This window comes from gamma proteobacterium symbiont of Scutellera amethystina (assembly GCF_059730845.1).
Map to the genome: position 1 here is coordinate 1,881,382 of NZ_AP035935.1, position 16,211 is coordinate 1,897,592.

15 protein-coding genes are annotated in these 16,211 nt (G+C 58.0%); 9 read left to right on the top strand and 6 right to left on the bottom strand.

Features of this window, described 5'->3' with window-relative positions:
• Positions 1–145: 145 nt before the first annotated feature.
• The 4 genes from AC6I79_RS08655 to ruvB all read left to right on the top strand — a co-directional run bounded on the left by AC6I79_RS08655 (position 146) and on the right by ruvB (position 3,236).
• Complete coding sequence (locus AC6I79_RS08655; RefSeq protein ID WP_021509967.1) at positions 146–889, top strand: YebC/PmpR family DNA-binding transcriptional regulator; 744 nt, start codon at positions 146–148, stop codon at positions 887–889.
• A gap of 37 nt (positions 890–926) precedes the next feature.
• Complete coding sequence (gene ruvC / locus AC6I79_RS08660; RefSeq protein WP_021509968.1) at positions 927–1,454, top strand: crossover junction endodeoxyribonuclease RuvC; 528 nt, start codon at positions 927–929, stop codon at positions 1,452–1,454.
• Positions 1,455–1,608: 154 nt separating this feature from the next.
• Positions 1,609–2,223, top strand: a complete 615-nt coding sequence (gene ruvA, locus AC6I79_RS08665) for a Holliday junction branch migration protein RuvA (RefSeq protein WP_021509969.1) — start codon at positions 1,609–1,611, stop codon at positions 2,221–2,223.
• 8 nt (positions 2,224–2,231) lie between these two features.
• Entirely contained in the window at positions 2,232–3,236 is a 1,005-nt protein-coding gene (gene ruvB / locus AC6I79_RS08670; RefSeq protein WP_021509970.1) for a Holliday junction branch migration DNA helicase RuvB, read from the top strand.
• Positions 3,237–3,242: 6 nt separating this feature from the next.
• On the opposite strand, the gene znuB is transcribed toward ruvB, so the two are convergent.
• Both znuB and znuC read right to left on the bottom strand, forming a co-directional pair.
• The gene (gene znuB, locus AC6I79_RS08675; RefSeq protein WP_021509971.1) at positions 3,243–4,028 is read right to left on the bottom strand and encodes a zinc ABC transporter permease subunit ZnuB; all 786 of its coding nucleotides are present in this window, start codon (positions 4,026–4,028) and stop codon (positions 3,243–3,245) included.
• Complete coding sequence (znuC, locus tag AC6I79_RS08680) at positions 4,025–4,780, bottom strand: zinc ABC transporter ATP-binding protein ZnuC (RefSeq protein WP_159378098.1); 756 nt, start codon at positions 4,778–4,780, stop codon at positions 4,025–4,027. The genes znuB and znuC overlap by 4 nt, the downstream gene beginning before the upstream one ends.
• A 77-nt stretch (positions 4,781–4,857) precedes the next feature.
• On the opposite strand from znuC, the gene znuA reads away from it, so the two are divergent.
• From znuA to lpxM, 3 genes are all read left to right on the top strand, one after another.
• Positions 4,858–5,829, top strand: coding sequence for a zinc ABC transporter substrate-binding protein ZnuA (znuA, locus tag AC6I79_RS08685; protein ID WP_058771223.1), 972 nt, complete (start codon positions 4,858–4,860; stop codon positions 5,827–5,829).
• A 14-nt stretch (positions 5,830–5,843) separates the two neighbouring features.
• Positions 5,844–7,172, top strand: a complete 1,329-nt coding sequence (gene mepM / locus AC6I79_RS08690) for a murein DD-endopeptidase MepM (RefSeq protein ID WP_031280193.1) — start codon at positions 5,844–5,846, stop codon at positions 7,170–7,172.
• Between the two features lie 127 nt (positions 7,173–7,299).
• A complete protein-coding gene (gene lpxM / locus AC6I79_RS08695; protein ID WP_498027696.1) occupies positions 7,300–8,274 on the top strand; it encodes a lauroyl-Kdo(2)-lipid IV(A) myristoyltransferase in 975 nt (324 codons plus the stop codon).
• Positions 8,275–8,318: 44 nt separating this feature from the next.
• Here the strand turns inward: lpxM and AC6I79_RS08700 are convergent, their stop codons facing one another.
• From AC6I79_RS08700 to AC6I79_RS08710, 3 genes are all read right to left on the bottom strand, one after another.
• Positions 8,319–9,554: an MFS transporter gene (locus tag AC6I79_RS08700; RefSeq protein WP_058757513.1), complete on the bottom strand. Its 1,236-nt coding sequence runs from the start codon at positions 9,552–9,554 to the stop codon at positions 8,319–8,321.
• 92 nt (positions 9,555–9,646) lie between these two features.
• Positions 9,647–11,089 (bottom strand): pyruvate kinase, encoded by a 1,443-nt coding sequence (gene pyk / locus AC6I79_RS08705; protein ID WP_021509977.1) that lies wholly within the window; start codon positions 11,087–11,089, stop codon positions 9,647–9,649.
• A gap of 107 nt (positions 11,090–11,196) precedes the next feature.
• Positions 11,197–12,066, bottom strand: a complete 870-nt coding sequence (locus AC6I79_RS08710) for a MurR/RpiR family transcriptional regulator (RefSeq protein WP_031280194.1) — start codon at positions 12,064–12,066, stop codon at positions 11,197–11,199.
• A 373-nt stretch (positions 12,067–12,439) separates the two neighbouring features.
• On the opposite strand from AC6I79_RS08710, the gene zwf reads away from it, so the two are divergent.
• Together zwf and AC6I79_RS08720 are read left to right on the top strand one after the other, a co-directional pair.
• A complete protein-coding gene (gene zwf, locus AC6I79_RS08715) occupies positions 12,440–13,915 on the top strand; it encodes a glucose-6-phosphate dehydrogenase (RefSeq protein WP_021509979.1) in 1,476 nt (491 codons plus the stop codon).
• A gap of 278 nt (positions 13,916–14,193) precedes the next feature.
• Complete coding sequence (locus AC6I79_RS08720; RefSeq protein WP_498027697.1) at positions 14,194–14,841, top strand: bifunctional 4-hydroxy-2-oxoglutarate aldolase/2-dehydro-3-deoxy-phosphogluconate aldolase; 648 nt, start codon at positions 14,194–14,196, stop codon at positions 14,839–14,841.
• A gap of 85 nt (positions 14,842–14,926) precedes the next feature.
• Here the strand turns inward: AC6I79_RS08720 and purT are convergent, their stop codons facing one another.
• Entirely contained in the window at positions 14,927–16,105 is a 1,179-nt protein-coding gene (gene purT, locus AC6I79_RS08725; RefSeq protein WP_031280195.1) for a formate-dependent phosphoribosylglycinamide formyltransferase, read from the bottom strand.
• Positions 16,106–16,211: the final 106 nt, after the last annotated feature.

Consider the following 16,211-nt stretch of genomic DNA (forward strand, 5'->3'; position numbering starts at 1 on the left):
GGCGTCATCGGCGCAGCAAGGTTGTTCACCGCCAGCGCACAGCAACCGGAGCGTACATGTGTACGTGAGGATTGCGCGCACTGCCGGGGAACAAGATTGCCAGCAAGATAGCCTGCACCCTGTTAAAGATCGGAGAATATGTAAGATGGCTGGACACAGTAAATGGGCGAATACAAAGCACCGCAAAGCGGCTCAGGACGCCAAGCGCGGTAAAATCTTCACCAAAATCATTCGCGAGCTGGTGACAGCGGCCAAGCTGGGCGGTGGCGATGCCGGCTCCAACCCGCGTCTGCGCGCAGCGATGGACAAAGCCCTGTCCAACAACATGACGCGTGACACCATGAACCGTGCTATCGCGCGCGGCGTCGGCGGTGAAGATGACAGCAACATGGAAACCATCATCTATGAAGGTTACGGTCCGGGCGGCTCTGCGGTCATGGTGGAGTGTCTGAGCGATAACCGTAACCGTACCGTGGGCGAAGTGCGTCACGCCTTCAGCAAAACCGGCGGTAACCTCGGCACCGACGGTTCGGTATCTTACCTGTTCAGCAAGAAAGGCGTGATCTCCTTCGCGCCAGGCCAGGACGAAGATGCCGTGATGGAAGCGGCGCTGGAAGCCGGTGCAGAAGATGTCGTGAGCTATGACGATGGCGCGATTGACGTCTTTACCGCGTGGGAAGAGCTGGGCAGCGTGCGCGATGCACTGGAAGCGACCGGTCTGAAAGCCGACAGTGCTGAAGTGTCGATGATTCCATCAACCAAAGCGGAACTGGATGCCGAGACGGCTCCTAAACTGCTGCGTCTGATCGACATGCTGGAAGATTGTGATGATGTGCAGGAAGTTTACCATAACGGTGAAATTTCTGATGAGGTAGCGGAAACGCTGTAATGGCGTTACGCAAATCCCTGCAATACGGAGACGCGCTATGGCGATAATACTCGGGATTGACCCCGGCTCGCGCGTCACCGGCTACGGTGTCATCCGCCAGACCGGCCGCCAGCTCAGCTATCTGGGCAGCGGCTGTATTCGCACTAACGTCACCGATCTGCCTTCCCGCCTCAAACTGATTTACGCAGGCGTCAGCGAAATCATCACCCAGTTCGCGCCGGATTACTTCGCCATTGAGCAGGTGTTTATGGCGAAGAACGCGGATTCGGCGCTCAAGCTGGGGCAGGCGCGTGGCGCGGCAATTGTCGCAGCAGTCAACCTTGATCTGCCAGTGTTTGAGTATGCGGCCCGTCAGGTGAAGCAGACGGTAACCGGCATCGGCAGCGCGGAAAAAAGCCAGGTGCAGCACATGGTACGCACGCTGCTCAAACTGCCGGCCAATCCGCAGGCGGATGCCGCCGATGCGCTGGCCATCGCCATCACCCATTGTCACGTCAGCCAGAATGCGGCGCGCATGAGCGACAGCAAACTGGTGCTGACGCGCGGACGTTTGCGATCCGGTTAGCAAAAGCGTGGCCACTCAATAGGCTGGATATGCATCCAGCCTTTTTTATGATATACATAGCCGACATTTTACCTCCAGCAGGCGCGCGGTTGAGCGCGGTGTGGCAGGAGGCCGATGATTCAGACGCTTACACATACACTAAGGAATTGCTCAGGTGATTGGTCGTTTACGAGGCATTATTCTGGAAAAACAGCCGCCGCTGGTGCTAATTGAGGCGCATGGTGTGGGTTACGAAGTGCACCTGCCAATGACCTGCTTTTACGAGCTGCCGGACATCAATCAGGAAGCGATTATCTTCACCCAATTTGTGGTGCGGGAAGATGCGCAGCTGCTGTTCGGGTTTAACAGTAAGCAGGAGCGGGCGCTGTTCCGTGAGCTGATCAAAGTCAACGGCGTCGGGCCCAAACTGGCGCTGGCGATTCTATCCGGCATGTCAGCGCAGCAGTTTGTCACGGCGGTGGAGCGCGAAGAGATCGCCTCGCTGGTGAAGCTGCCGGGCGTTGGCAAGAAAACCGCTGAGCGTCTGGTGGTTGAGATGAAAGATCGCTTCAAAGGCATGCATGGCGACCTGTTTGGCGGCGACTCGGCGTTTACCCTGACCACACCGTCGGCACAGCAGGATAACAACGACGCCGAGGCTGAAGCAGTTGCGGCGCTGGTAGCGCTGGGTTATAAACCGCAGGAAGCCAGCCGTATGGTCAGCAAGGTTGGCAAACCAGATGCGGATTGTGAAACCCTGATTCGCGAAGCCCTGCGCGCTGCTATTTGAGGTAATTCATGATTGAAGCCGACCGCCTGGTCTCGGGCAGTTCTTTCACTGAGGAAGAGAGCCTCGACCGCGCTATACGCCCCAAACTGCTGACGGAATATGTCGGGCAGCCGCAGGTGCGCGAGCAGATGGAGATTTTCATCCAGGCCGCCAAACTGCGCGGCGATGCGCTGGACCACCTGCTGATCTTTGGTCCGCCCGGGCTGGGTAAAACCACGCTGGCCAACATCGTAGCTAATGAGATGGGCGTCAATCTGCGCACCACCTCCGGTCCGGTGCTGGAAAAGGCCGGTGACCTGGCGGCGATGCTCACCAACCTTGAACCGCACGACGTCTTGTTTATCGATGAAATTCATCGCCTGTCGCCGGTAGTGGAAGAGGTGCTGTATCCGGCGATGGAAGATTATCAGCTGGATATCATGATCGGTGACGGACCTGCAGCGCGCTCGATTAAACTGGATTTGCCGCCGTTTACCCTGATTGGTGCCACCACCCGCGCAGGCTCGCTCACCTCACCGCTGCGCGATCGCTTTGGGATCGTGCAGCGCCTGGAGTTCTACAATGTGCCGGATCTGCAGCACATCGTCGGACGCAGCGCCGCCTGCCTGGGGCTGACGCTGAGCGAAGAGGGCGCGCTGGAAGTGGCGCGTCGCGCACGCGGCACACCGCGTATCGCCAACCGCCTGCTGCGCCGTGTACGTGACTTCGCTGAAGTGCGCGCCAGCGGCAACATGAGTGGCGAAGTGGCCGCCAGCGCGCTGGATATGCTCAATGTGGACAATCAGGGCTTCGACTATATGGACCGCAAGCTGCTGCTGGCGATCATCGACAAGTTCATGGGCGGTCCGGTGGGGCTGGATAATCTGGCGGCGGCGATTGGTGAGGAGCGTGAAACCATCGAGGACGTTATCGAACCCTTCCTGATCCAGCAGGGCTTTATTCAGCGCACGCCGCGCGGCCGGATGGCCACGCAGCACGCCTATAAGCATTTCGGCATCAGCCGCGAAGAGTAACCGGCGTCACGCCGCCGGTTTTTTTGCCATGCTGATAATGAACAGTACCGCAGCACACAGCACCACCGACGGACCGGCCGGGGTGTCGTAGCTGGCAGAGAAGGTCAGGCCACCGGTGACGGCTATGATGCCGATGAGCACCGCAAAGCCGGCCATCTGTTCTGGCGAACGCGAGAAGCGTCGCGCCGTGGCGGCCGGAATGATCAGCAGTGAAGTAATGATCAGCGCGCCAACAAATTTCATCGCCACACCAATGGTCAGCGCGGTTACCAGCATCAGCATCAGGCGGGTACGCTGAATGTTTACGCCGTCTACCTGCGCCAGCTCCGGACTGATGGTCATCGACAGCAGCGAACGCCATTGCCACGCCATCACCACCAGCACGATTGCCACGCCGCCCGCCATCAGCGACAAATCATCCGGGGTGATCGCCAGCAAATCGCCAAACAGATAGGCCATCAAATCAACGCGCACGCCCTGCATCAGACTGACCACCACCAGACCCAGCGACAGCGCGCTGTGCGCCATAATCCCTAACAGCGTATCGATCGCCAGATGCGGGCGTCGCTCCAGCCACACCAGCCCGAGCGCCAGACAGACGGTGACCAGAATCACCGCATAATAGGGGTTCACATTCAGCAGCAGACCAAATGCCACGCCAAGCAGAGAGGCGTGGGCGAGGGTATCGCCGAAATAGGACATGCGGCGCCAGACGACAAAAGAGCCGAGCGGACCGGCCGCCAGGGCCAGCAATACGCCGCCCAGCCAGCCGGGTAATAACAGTTCAATCATGACGGGCCGTTTCCTTTGCGCAGAACAATGCGTCCCTGTAAATCGTGACGGTGATTATGGTGATGGCGGTAAATCGCCAGCTGCTGTGCGCCGCGCGGGCCAAACATGGCGATAAATTCCGGATGCTGCGAGACGGCTTCCGGCGTGCCGGAACAGCAGATGTGATGGTTGAGGCACAGCACTTCGTCGGTCTTTGCCATCACCAGATGCAGGTCGTGCGACACCATCAGCACGCCGCAGTTGAGCTCGCGTCGCAGTTGATCGATCAGGTCGTAGAGCGCCACCTGGCCGTTAACATCCACGCCCTGCGTCGGTTCGTCCAGTACCAGCAGCTGCGGCTGGTTGAGCAGGGCGCGCGCCAGCAGCACGCGCTGCGTTTCGCCACCAGACAGTTTTTGCAGCGGTGACTGCAGCAGATGGCCGGCCTGAACCCGCTTCAGCGCCGGCAGAATATCATCACGGCGACTGCCGCGCGTCAGACGCATAAAGCGCTCAACGCTGATCGGCAGCGTCGGATCAATGTGCAGCTTTTGCGGCACATAGCCAATACGCAGCCCCGGTGCGCGGCGGACGCTGCCGCTGTCTGGTGCGAGCAGGCCGAGTACCGTGCGCACCAGCGTGGACTTGCCAGCTCCGTTGGGACCCAGCAGGGTGAGAATTTTGCCCGGCTGCAGCGACAGGCTGATGCCTGTCAGCACCGCGCGCTGGCCAAACTTCACCGAAATGTTTTCGAGTGTAACAAGTGACGACATGATATTTACGGGTTGCATTGAATTTCGAATGTTATAATATCACATTCCATCACCTGGTCACGATGGAATGACGCATTATGTTACACAATAAAAAGCGCCTGGCTTTTACCCTTTCTGCGGCGGCGATCGGCCTCGCCACCACGTTTTCCGCGCAGTCTGCGGTGGTGGCTTCAATCAAGCCTCTCGGATTTATCGCAGCCGCCATTGCCGATGGCATTACGCCGGTTGAAGTATTGCTGCCGGACGGTGCCTCAGAGCACGATTATGCCTTACGGCCATCCGATGTAAAACGTATTAAAAACGCTGACTTAGTAGTATGGACCGGTCCGGAGATGGAAGCCTTTCTGACGAAGTCCGCCGGGGAGTTACCGGCCAGTAAGAACCTCGAAATTGCCGCCTTGCCTGGCGTAAAACCGCTATTGATTAGCGGCGGTGAAGATGAGGACGAACATGAGCACGGTCACGATCACGACCATGACTCAGACAATTCTGAGAACCAGGACCCGTCTCATACTCATCATCACCACGGCGAGTTTAATATGCACCTGTGGATGTCGCCGGAGATTGCGAAACAATCTGCTGTTGCAATCCACGGAAAATTATTGGAACTTATGCCGCAAAGCAAAGCCAAACTTGACGCCAACCTGCAGCAGTTTGAGGCACAATTGGCGGACACAGACAAACGGATTGGCGCACAACTCGCGCCGGTACGGAACAAGGGTTATTTCGTTTTTCACGACGCTTACAGCTACTTTGAGAAACATTACGGTTTATCACCATTAGGTCATTTTACCGTCAATCCTGAGATCCAGCCGGGCGCCCAGCGTTTACATCAAATACGAACACAGTTGGTTGAGCAGAAAGCAGTCTGCGTTTTTGCTGAACCACAATTCAGGCCGGCGGTCATCGATGCCGTGTCTCGCGGAACCAGCGTGCGTAAAGGCACCCTCGACCCGTTAGGCATGGGAATCAGCTTAACCAAAGACAGCTACGTGAAATTCCTCTCACAGCTGTCAAGCCAGTATGCGAGCTGCCTGAATGGAGCATAGAGGAATAGGTAAAAGTGCAGCAGATAGCCCGCTCTGTCGCCCTCGCATTTAATAATTTGCCGCGCCCCCACCGCGTTATGCTGGGGTCACTCACCGTTGTTACACTGGCCGTCGCTGTCTGGCGGCCTTACGTCTATCATCCCCGCGATGTTGCGCCCATCGTGAAAGACATCACGCTGGACAAAAACGAACTGCGCACGCTGCTGCCGGAAGCCAGTGAACCGATCGATCAAACCACGGCGGAACCGGAAGACGAGATCCCGTCGGATGACATCGACAAAGACGTACCGGTCAATCCCGATCAGCATGACTACACCGTTTCCTCAGGCGATACGCTGAGCAGCGCGCTTAATCAGTACGGTATCGATCTCGGTGACATCAATGCGCTGGTCAGCAGCGACAAGAGTTTGCGTAATCTGCGCGTGGGACAACAGCTGAGCTGGACGCTGGATGCCGATGGCGCGCTGCAGGACTTCACCTGGGAGATCGATCGGCGTGAAACCCGCACCTATGCGCGTCAGCCGAATGGCAGCTTTAAGATGCAGCAGGAGATGCAGAAGGGTGAATGGCAGAACAGCGTGCTGAAAGGCGAAGTGCGCGGCAGTTTCGCCGCCAGCGCCCAGCGCGCCGGCCTGACCAGCGCCGAAACCAGCAGCGTGATTAAAGCCATGCAGTGGCAGATGGATTTCCGCAAACTGCGAGCCGGCGATGACTTTAGCGTACTGATGTCGCGCGAGATGCTGGACGGTAAAAGTGCGCAGAGCCAGCTGCTCGGCGTGCGCCTGCGCACCGGCGGTAAAGATTACTACGCGTTCCGCGCGGAAGACGGCAAGTTCTACGACCGCAACGGCTCCGGTCTTGCGCGGGGCTTCATGCGCTTCCCGACGGTCAAGCAATACCGTGTCTCGTCAAACTTCAATCCGCGCCGCCTCAATCCGGTGACCGGGCGCATCGCGCCGCATAAAGGCGTCGATTTTGCGCTGCCGATTGGTACGCCGGTGCTGGCCGTCGGCGATGGCGAAGTGGTGATCGCGAAAAACGGCGGAGCCGCCGGTAACTACGTCGCGATTCGTCACGGTCGCCAGTACATGACCCGCTACATGCATCTGAGCAAAGCGCTGGTGAAACCGGGACAGAAAGTGAAACGCGGCGATCGCATCGCGCTTTCCGGTAACACCGGCCGCTCTACCGGACCGCATCTGCATTATGAAGTGTGGATCAACAACCAGGCGGTCAACCCGCTGACGGCGAAGCTGCCGCGCATGGAAGGGCTGACTGGTAAAGATCGCAGCACCTATCTGGCGCAGGTGAAGAGTTATCTGCCACAGCTGACGCTGAAATAACGTTAATTTCCGGGCAAACGCGCAAAAACCGACGGATTCTTCGTCGGTTTTTTGCTATCTGGCCTGTGAAGATTGCAAAATTACCTGCCGTCACTATTATTGAGCCGTCATTGTCAGAGGCGAGTGCATGGAAACCCGAAAAAAAAATAACAGTGAGTTTATTCCCGTTTTTCAACGTACTTTTTTAAAGCCGAAATACTGGGGCAGCTGGCTGGCGATTGGTGCGCTGGCCGGTATGGCGATGCTGCCAGCCAGGGTGCGCGATCCGGTGCTGGGCGGGCTGGGTAAGTTTGCCGGCAAGCTGGCGAAAAGTGCGCGCCGCCGTGCGCTGATCAATCTCTACTATTGCCTGCCGGAGCTCAGCGAAGCGCAGCGCGAAGAGATTGCTGATCGTATGTTTGCCACCGCGCCGCAGGCGATGGTGATGATGGCCGAGCTGGGGATGCGTAATCCTGAACGCGTGCGCCAGCGCGTTGAGTGGCACGGCCGCGAGATCATCACGGCGCTGCAGGAGAATCATGAGAACGTGATTTTCCTCGTGCCGCACGGCTGGGGCGTGGATATTCCGGCGATGCTGCTGGCTTCGGAAGGCCAGATGATGGCGGCGATGTTCCACAATCAAAGCGATCCGCTGATGGATTATATCTGGAACACCGTGCGTCGCCGTTTCGGCGGTCGCATGCACGCGCGCAACGACGGCATCAAACCGTTTATCGCCTCGGTGCGTCAGGGCTATTACGGCTACTATCTGCCGGACCAGGATCACGGTGCTGAGCACAGCGAGTTTGTCGATTTCTTTGCTACCTATAAAGCGACATTGCCGGCAGTCGGGCGTCTGATGAAAGTGTGCCGTGCGCGCGTGGTGCCGCTGTTCCCGGTGTATAACAGCGCGACGCACAAGCTGGAGATTTATGTGCGCCCGCCGATGGACGATTTGCTGGATGCCGATGACACCACGCTGGCGCGGCGCATGAACGAAGAGGTGGAAATCTTCGTGCGTCCGCATCCGGAGCAGTACACATGGATTCTCAAACTGCTAAAGACGCGTAAAGAAGGGGATATTGAGCCTTACGCGCGAAAGGATTTATACCCGCGTAAATAGCTAACGCGTGCTGAACCGTGCCGCCCGGCACGGTTCATCATCACTTATTCTACGCTCGTCAGGCGACTGCGCCGCTTGCGCTCGCGCAGGAACAGCGTCACCAGGCCAAACCACAACACGCCGGCGACGAAGTTAATTGCGCTGAACCACGGCGTACCGCCGCTGAAATAACCGCTTTTCGCCACTTCAATCCCTGCCGCCAGCGTCAGAATGCTGATCATCCCCAGCATAGCGGCGATGCTGCCTTTACCTTCGCTGCTGGAATAGAGCGTCAACCGGTACAGCCCGGCGTTGACCATCCCGGCACCAAACGCATACAGGCTAAGGCCGGCGGTGAGCAGCAGGTAACTGTGGCTGTTGAGCAGGTTCGCCACCAGCGCAATGCTCAGGCCTAGCAGAATCGGCCAGGCGGCAAATTTTACCGGTTGCTCGATGGCCACGCGTCCCGCCAGTTTACCCAGCGTCAGGTTACCGGCGATCATCGCCAGAAACACCGGTAATTGCAGCAATGCATACTGCAGGCGGGATAAGCCCTCTTCATGCATCAGAATCACCGGCGACAGCGCCACCCAGGTAAGAATCGGGATGAACACCAGGCCGATAGCGAAGGAGCCGTACATCACCTGCTTATCGCGCGCCAGCCGTCCGTAGCCGCGCGCCAGGTTTGGTAACGCAATGGAGTGGCTGCGATCGCCGGCGGTTTCCGGCATGATGCGCCACAGCACCACAAACGCCAGCAGGCTGCAAACCGCAAACAGCCAGAACATGCTGCGCCATTCGCCCACCGTGAGCCAGGCGGCACCGGCCAGCGGACCCGCCAGCGGTGCCAGCAGCGCCACGTTAGCCATCAGCGCCATCATGCGCACAGCTAACGCCTCGTCAAACGCCTCCTGCACTGCGGCATAGCTTACTGCGCCAATGAAGCACAGGCTGATGCCCTGGATAAAGCGCAGCGTAACGAACTGCTCGATGTTGCTCACCCAGGTGGTGAGAACACAGGCGGCGGCAAAGAACAGAATGCCGAACAGCAACACTGGACGCCGGCCATATTTATCCGACAGCGGACCGAGCAGCCACTGCAGCACCACGCCGCCCATCAGATAGGCAGTGAGTGAGGTGGATACCCATTCCGGGCCGACGTTAAACTCGGCGGTGACCAGCAGCATGCCGGGCTGAATCATGTCATGGGCGATGTAGGTCGCGAACTCAAACAGCACCAGCGCCAGCGGAAACAGCAGCACACGCCCGGTGAGTTGACTGATGGGTTGATAGCGGGCCATCTGGCCTCCTTGTCAGTGAAAAATAAAACGCGACTGCCAGGCAGTCGCGTTTGTCCATGTTGTTACAGCCGCTGTCAGGAGGTGCGTAAAACTCAGTCTACGCGCAGGACACGGCTGGTGTTGGTGGTGCCGGTGGTCGCCATCACGTCGCCCTGGGTGACAATCACCAGATCGCCGGAGACGAGGAACCCTTTGTCGCGCAGCAGATTAACTGCATCGTGCGCGGCGGCGACACCATCGTTGTTGCTGTCAAAGAACACCGGCGTCACGCCACGGTACAGCGCGGTCAGGTTCAGGGTACGTTCATGACGTGACATTGCGAAGATCGGCAGACCGGAAGTGATGCGAGACGTCATCAGTGCGGTACGGCCAGATTCGGTCATGGTAATGATGGCCGACACGCCCTGCAAATGGTTAGCGGCGTACATTGCCGACATGGCAATCGCTTCTTCAATGTTGTCGAACTGCACGTCCAGGCGGTGTTTGGATACGTTCACGCTTGGAATTTTTTCCGCACCGAGGCACACCTTCGCCATCGCCGACACGGTTTCCGCCGGATACTGACCTGCCGCCGTTTCCGCCGACAGCATCACCGCATCGGTGCCGTCCAGCACGGCGTTTGCCACATCCATCACTTCCGCGCGGGTCGGCATCGGATTGGTGATCATCGACTCCATCATCTGGGTAGCAGTAATGATGGTGCGGTTCAGCTGACGCGCACGACGAATCAATGCTTTCTGGATGCCCACCAGCTCCGGATCGCCAATTTCCACGCCGAGATCGCCACGCGCCACCATCACCACGTCAGAGGCGAGGATGATGTCATCCATCGCTTCCTGCGTTGCCACCGCTTCGGCGCGCTCAACTTTTGCCACCAGTTTGGCGTCGCAGCCGGCATCGCGTGCCAGACGGCGCGCGTAGTTCATGTCTTCGCCGTTACGCGGGAAGGAGACCGCCAGATAGTCGACGCCAATTTTTGCCGCGGTAATGATATCCAGCTTATCTTTTTCGGTTAGCGCTTCAGCCGACAGGCCGCCGCCGAGCTTGTTGATGCCTTTATTGTTGGAGAGCGGGCCGCCGACGGTCACTTCGGTGAAGACTTTCACCCCCTGAACTTCCAGCACCTTCAGCTGCACACGGCCGTCGTCCAGCAGCAGGATATCGCCCGGCACCACATCTTCCGGCAGGCCTTTATAGTCGATACCGACTTTCTCTTTGTCGCCTTCGCCTTTGCTCAGGTTGGCATCCAGCAGGAAGCGGTCACCGACATTGAGGAAAACTTTGCCTTCTTTGAAGGTTGATACGCGAATTTTAGGGCCTTGCAGATCGCCAAGAATGGCGACGTGGCGACCGAGTTTGGCCGCAATCTGCCGCACTTTATCGGCGCGCAGTTGATGATCTTCCGGGGTGCCGTGGGAGAAATTGAGTCGCACAACGTTAGCGCCCGCCGCGATGATTTTTTCGAGGTTGTTGTCGCGATCGGTGGCGGGGCCGAGGGTTGTAACGATCTTGGTTCTTCTGAGACGTCTGGACATGAAGGACTCCGTTGACAAAGTATCGTGTCGATCACAAGTGACACGCAATGGTCACTCATTCTATATGATCGAGGGGCTGTGATTCGACTCACATTGTGAATGTGATGTTAATTATTTTGCTGTGCGCGTGATTCCGGTGCCGGCTTTTCGAGGCGCGACGCTTTCAGCGCCTCTTTTACCCGCTTGAGATTCTCACGGAAAGCGGTACCGCGCTCAAGGGTAAAACCGGTTGCCAGCACGTCAACCACGGTGAGCTGCGCCAGGCGGGAAACCATCGGCAGATAGATGTCGGTATCTTCCGGTACATCCAGCGTCAGCGCCAGCGTGGCTTCATCTGCCAGCGGCGATCCGGGCGAGGTGATAGCCAGCACGGTGGAAGCGTTTACACGCGCCAGGCGAGCCAGTTCTATCATATTTTTGGTGCGGCCAGTATGCGATATCAGAACAAACACGTCATTTGGTCCACTATTTATGCAACTCATGCGCTGGATCACAATATCCTCGGACCAGATGACCGGCAGATTAAAACGCAGAAATTTATTGGTGGCATCATGCGCCACTACCGCCGAGGCGCCAAGACCAAAGAAGGCCACTTTATGCGCCTGTGACAATGCCTGCACCGCCTGAGCCACCACTTGCATATCCAGTTGCTGACGCACGCGGCTGAGTCCCGCCAGGGCGGAATCAAAAATCTTATGACTGTAGCGTTCTACGCTGTCATTTTCTTCGACATCGCGACTGACCCAGCTCGGTCCTTTGGCCAGACTCTGTGCCAGCTGCAGCTTGAAATCGGGAAAGCCGCGGGTGCCCATGCGGTGACAGAAGCGGTTCACCGTCGGTTCGCTGACCTGCGCCGCCTGTGCCAGCGTGGCAATGCTCGAGTGCATCGCCTGCTGCGGCGCGGCCAGAATCTGTTCTGCCACTTTGCGTTCTGATTTGCTCAGCGCGGCCAGCTGCGCCTGTATTTGATCCAGCATGTTGTTAACCCGATGACCATCAATCACTTTTTTGCGTTCACCCGTGCGTGAAATCGCTGCCAATTATGCGGAATATACCGTGTAATAGCCTGACGTACGCAGCGGCGGACAAATGTAACCGCGCTTTTTTTGTCATACTTTGATCGCTGCCGGGTTTTCGCCCGACAAACATCGAAACAGAAAAAGGCGCGTTAGCGCACTTCGCAACACGTTAAATGCGCCCCGGCGGTGCAGGATAATCACCTGTAACCGACCGCAGCCGGGTTGTCCTGGCGCGGTGAAAAAAGTACATTGTGCTGTAAGAAAATTACAATAAGGACCCGGCAGGATGAGGACGCTCAGGCCGGGTATATCCTGCAACGAGGAGAGGAAAATGGCGGTAACACAAACAGCCCAGGCATGCGATCTGGTGATTTTCGGTGCCAAAGGCGATCTTGCACGCCGGAAACTGTTGCCTTCACTGTATCAGCTGGAGAAAGCCGGTCAGATTCACGATACCACGCGCATTATTGGCGTGGGTCGCGCGGAGTGGGACAAAGAGGCCTACACCAAAGTGGTGCGTGAAGCGCTGGAAACCTTCATGAAGGAGAAGATTGACGAAGCGCTGTGGGACAAACTCAGCGGCCGTCTCGACTTCTGCAACCTCGACGTTAACGACACCTCGCACTTCTCGAAACTGGGCAAGATGCTGGATCAGAAAAACCGCGTCACCATCAACTACTTTGCCATGCCGCCGAGCACCTTTGGCGCCATCTGTGAAGGCCTGGGCGCCGCTAAACTCAACGCCAAACCGGCGCGCGTGGTGATGGAGAAGCCGCTTGGCACCTCGCTGGAGACCTCGCAGGAGATTAACGACAGCGTCGGTAAATTCTTCGATGAAAGCCAGGTGTTCCGTATCGACCATTATCTTGGTAAAGAGACGGTGCTCAACCTGCTGGCGCTGCGTTTTGCCAACTCGATTTTCGTCAATAACTGGGACAACCGCACCATCGACCACGTGCAAATCACCGTGGCGGAAGAGGTGGGTATCGAAGGCCGCTGGGGTTACTTCGACAAAGCCGGCCAGATGCGTGACATGATCCAGAACCACCTGCTGCAGATCCTGACCATGATCGCCATGTCGCCGCCGTCCGATCTCAGTGCTGACGCGATTCGTGATGAGAAGGTGAAAGTGCTGCGCTCGCTGCGCCGCATTGACCAGACCAACGTGCGCGAGAAAACCGTACGCGGTCAGTACACTGCCGGTTTTGTGCAGGGCAAAAAAGTGCCGGGCTACCTGGAAGAAGAGGGAGCTAACAAGCAGAGCAGCACCGAAACCTTCGTCGCCATCCGCGTGGATATCGATAACTGGCGCTGGGCGGGCGTGCCTTTCTACCTGCGCACCGGTAAGCGTCTGCCGACCAAGTGCTCAGAAGTGGTGGTGTACTTCAAAAACCCGGAAATGAACCTGTTTAAGGACTCTTACGCCGAACTGCCGCAGAACAAGCTGACGATTCGTCTGCAGCCGGATGAGGGCGTGGATATTGAGATCCTCAACAAGGTGCCGGGTCTCGATCACAAGCACAAGCTGCAGACCACCAAGCTGGATCTGAGCTACTCCGAAACCTTCAATCAGTCGCATCTGGCGGATGCCTACGAGCGTCTGCTGCTCGAAACCATGCGCGGCATTCAGGCACTGTTTGTGCGCCGCGATGAGGTCGAAGCGGCGTGGACTTATGTCGATTCGATTATTGAAGCGTGGAATGCGGATGGCGACGCCTCCAAACCGTATCAGGCCGGCACCTGGGGACCGGTCGCCTCGGTGGCGATGATCACCCGCGACGGCCGTTCGTGGAACGAGTTTGAATAACCGCTCCTGCATCGCTAACTGAGAGATTTATGATAACGCCCCTGCGCTGCTCGCCAGGGGCGTTTTGTTTTCAGTCAGCAGGGTTTATCCTGGTCGCCATGAGTGGCGACTCTGCAGACGGATGCGGAATGATGCGCACCAGGCAATCATTCAAAAATGAACCGCGGTTTCAAAAATTGATGATATCCAATAGACGTCCGTCCGGCCGATCTTGTATGGTAGGGCTCTCTTTCTGACAGCATGACCGCGCGTCGGGCTGTCTCTCCTGAGGAAACGTAATGAAGAACTGGAAAACGAGTGCGGAACAGATTCTGACTACCGGCCCGGTTGTGCCGGTGATTGTCGTCAACAAGCTGGAACATGCGGTGCCGATGGCCAAAGCGCTGGTCGCAGGTGGCGTGCGCGTGCTGGAAGTGACGCTGCGCACGCCGGTGGCGATGGATGCGCTGCGGGCAATGATCAGAGAAGTTCCGGAAGCGATTGTGGGTGCCGGCACGGTGATCAATACCCAGCAGCTGAAAGAAGTGACCGACGCCGGCGCGCAGTTTGTCATTAGCCCGGGGCTCACTGAACCGCTGCTCAAGGCGGCGGTGGAAGGCCTGGTGCCGCTGATTCCAGGCATCAGCACCGTGTCGGAACTGATGGTCGGCATGGATTTTGGTTTGCGCGAGTTCAAGTTCTTCCCGGCAGAGGCTAACGGTGGCGTCAAAGCGCTGGCGGCGATTGGTGGTCCATTCCCGCAGGTGCGTTTCTGCCCGACCGGCGGTATTTCACCGGCCAACTATCGTGACTATCTGGCGCTGAAAAGCGTGCTGTGTATTGGCGGCTCGTGGCTGGTGCCAAACGATGCGCTGGAGAGCGGCGACTGGGATCGCATTACGCAGCTGGCGCGTGAGGCAGTGGCAGGTGCGGCTTCACCCCGCTGATCGCGAATAGCGCTGCCGCGTAACTGCAACGCGGCAGCGGTCAATTTTTGCGGGTGGTGATGGCGCTGCGTCACCACCCGGTCAATCAGCCCTGAACCTGCACGGCTGCGGCGCTGGCAATGGCGCGGGCCACGGCATCATCGGTGCTGTCACCGGTCGCCAGCGCGACACCCAGACGGCGCTGCCCGGCGATTTCCGGCTTACCAAACAGACGCAGCTGCAAACCGGCGCCAAGTGCGGCTTCCACATTCACAAACTGCACGTTGTGGCTATCGAGCTGTGGCAGGATCACCGCCGAAGCAGCCGGTCCATACTGGCGAATGCCGCCAATCGGCAGGCCGAGGAAGGCGCGCACGTGCAGCGCGAACTCAGAGAGATCCTGCGAAATCAGCGTCACCATACCGGTATCGTGCGGACGTGGAGAGACTTCGCTGAACACCACCTCGTCGCCGCACACAAACAGCTCCACGCCAAACAGGCCGTAACCGCCGAGCGCTTTCACCACGTTAGCGGCGATGTCCTGCGCGCGCTGCAGGGCCAGTTCGCTCATCTGCTGCGGCTGCCAGGATTCACGATAATCACCGTCTTCCTGACGATGACCAATTGGCGCGCAAAAGTGGATGCCGTCCACCGCGCTGATGGTCAGCAGGGTGATTTCAAAATCGAACTTCACGACGCCCTCGACAATCACCCGGCCCGCGCCCGCGCGTCCGCCTTGCTGCGCGTAATCCCAGGCGTGATCCAGCTGGCTGGCTTCGCGAATGAAGCTCTGGCCTTTACCGGAGGAGCTCATTACCGGTTTTACGATGCAGGGGAAACCGATCTCGTGCGCGGCCGCGACGAAACGCGCTTTACTATCAGCAAACTGATAGGTTGAAGTCGGTAACGCCAGCTCTTCAGCCGCCAGACGGCGAATGCCTTCGCGGTTCATGGTCAGACGTGCAGCACGGGCCGTCGGCACCACTTTTTGCCCCTGCGCTTCCAGCTCCAGCAGTTTTTCGGTGGCGATGGCTTCGATTTCCGGCACCACAAAGTGGGGCTGCTCCTGCGCAATCAGCGCCGCCAGTGCGTCACCGTCCAGCATGTTAATGACGTGGCTGCGATGCGCAACGTGCATCGCCGGGGCATCGGCATAGCGATCGACAGCGATCACTTCCACCCCGAGACGCTGACACTCCAGCGCTACCTCTTTGCCTAATTCACCTGAACCTAACAGCATGACACGCGTTGCGGCAGGACGCAGCGCGGTTCCGAGAGTCGTCATAATTTCACCTTAGCAGTCAAAATGCGCGCGCAGTATAAACGAAAACGTTTGCGTACTCACGCATTGTGCACGTCCGGCTTTGCCATACTTTGCCGGCTCTGACGTT

Bases quoted from the DNA above. Each gene is read 5' to 3' on its own strand.
- znuB (WP_021509971.1), bottom strand. From the start codon at position 4,028: ATGATTGAACTGTTATTACCCGGCTGGCTGGGCGGCGTATTGCTGGCC.
- zwf (WP_021509979.1), top strand. From the start codon at position 12,440: ATGGCGGTAACACAAACAGCCCAGGCATGCGATCTGGTGATTTTCGGT.
- AC6I79_RS08710 (WP_031280194.1), bottom strand. From the start codon at position 12,066: ATGCTGGATCAAATACAGGCGCAGCTGGCCGCGCTGAGCAAATCAGAA.
- lpxM (WP_498027696.1), top strand. From the start codon at position 7,300: ATGGAAACCCGAAAAAAAAATAACAGTGAGTTTATTCCCGTTTTTCAA.
- purT (WP_031280195.1), bottom strand. From the start codon at position 16,105: ATGACGACTCTCGGAACCGCGCTGCGTCCTGCCGCAACGCGTGTCATG.
- ruvB (WP_021509970.1), top strand. From the start codon at position 2,232: ATGATTGAAGCCGACCGCCTGGTCTCGGGCAGTTCTTTCACTGAGGAA.
- znuA (WP_058771223.1), top strand. From the start codon at position 4,858: ATGTTACACAATAAAAAGCGCCTGGCTTTTACCCTTTCTGCGGCGGCG.
- AC6I79_RS08700 (WP_058757513.1), bottom strand. From the start codon at position 9,554: ATGGCCCGCTATCAACCCATCAGTCAACTCACCGGGCGTGTGCTGCTG.
- AC6I79_RS08655 (WP_021509967.1), top strand. From the start codon at position 146: ATGGCTGGACACAGTAAATGGGCGAATACAAAGCACCGCAAAGCGGCT.
- pyk (WP_021509977.1), bottom strand. From the start codon at position 11,089: ATGTCCAGACGTCTCAGAAGAACCAAGATCGTTACAACCCTCGGCCCC.
- AC6I79_RS08720 (WP_498027697.1), top strand. From the start codon at position 14,194: ATGAAGAACTGGAAAACGAGTGCGGAACAGATTCTGACTACCGGCCCG.
- znuC (WP_159378098.1), bottom strand. From the start codon at position 4,780: ATGTCGTCACTTGTTACACTCGAAAACATTTCGGTGAAGTTTGGCCAG.
- ruvC (WP_021509968.1), top strand. From the start codon at position 927: ATGGCGATAATACTCGGGATTGACCCCGGCTCGCGCGTCACCGGCTAC.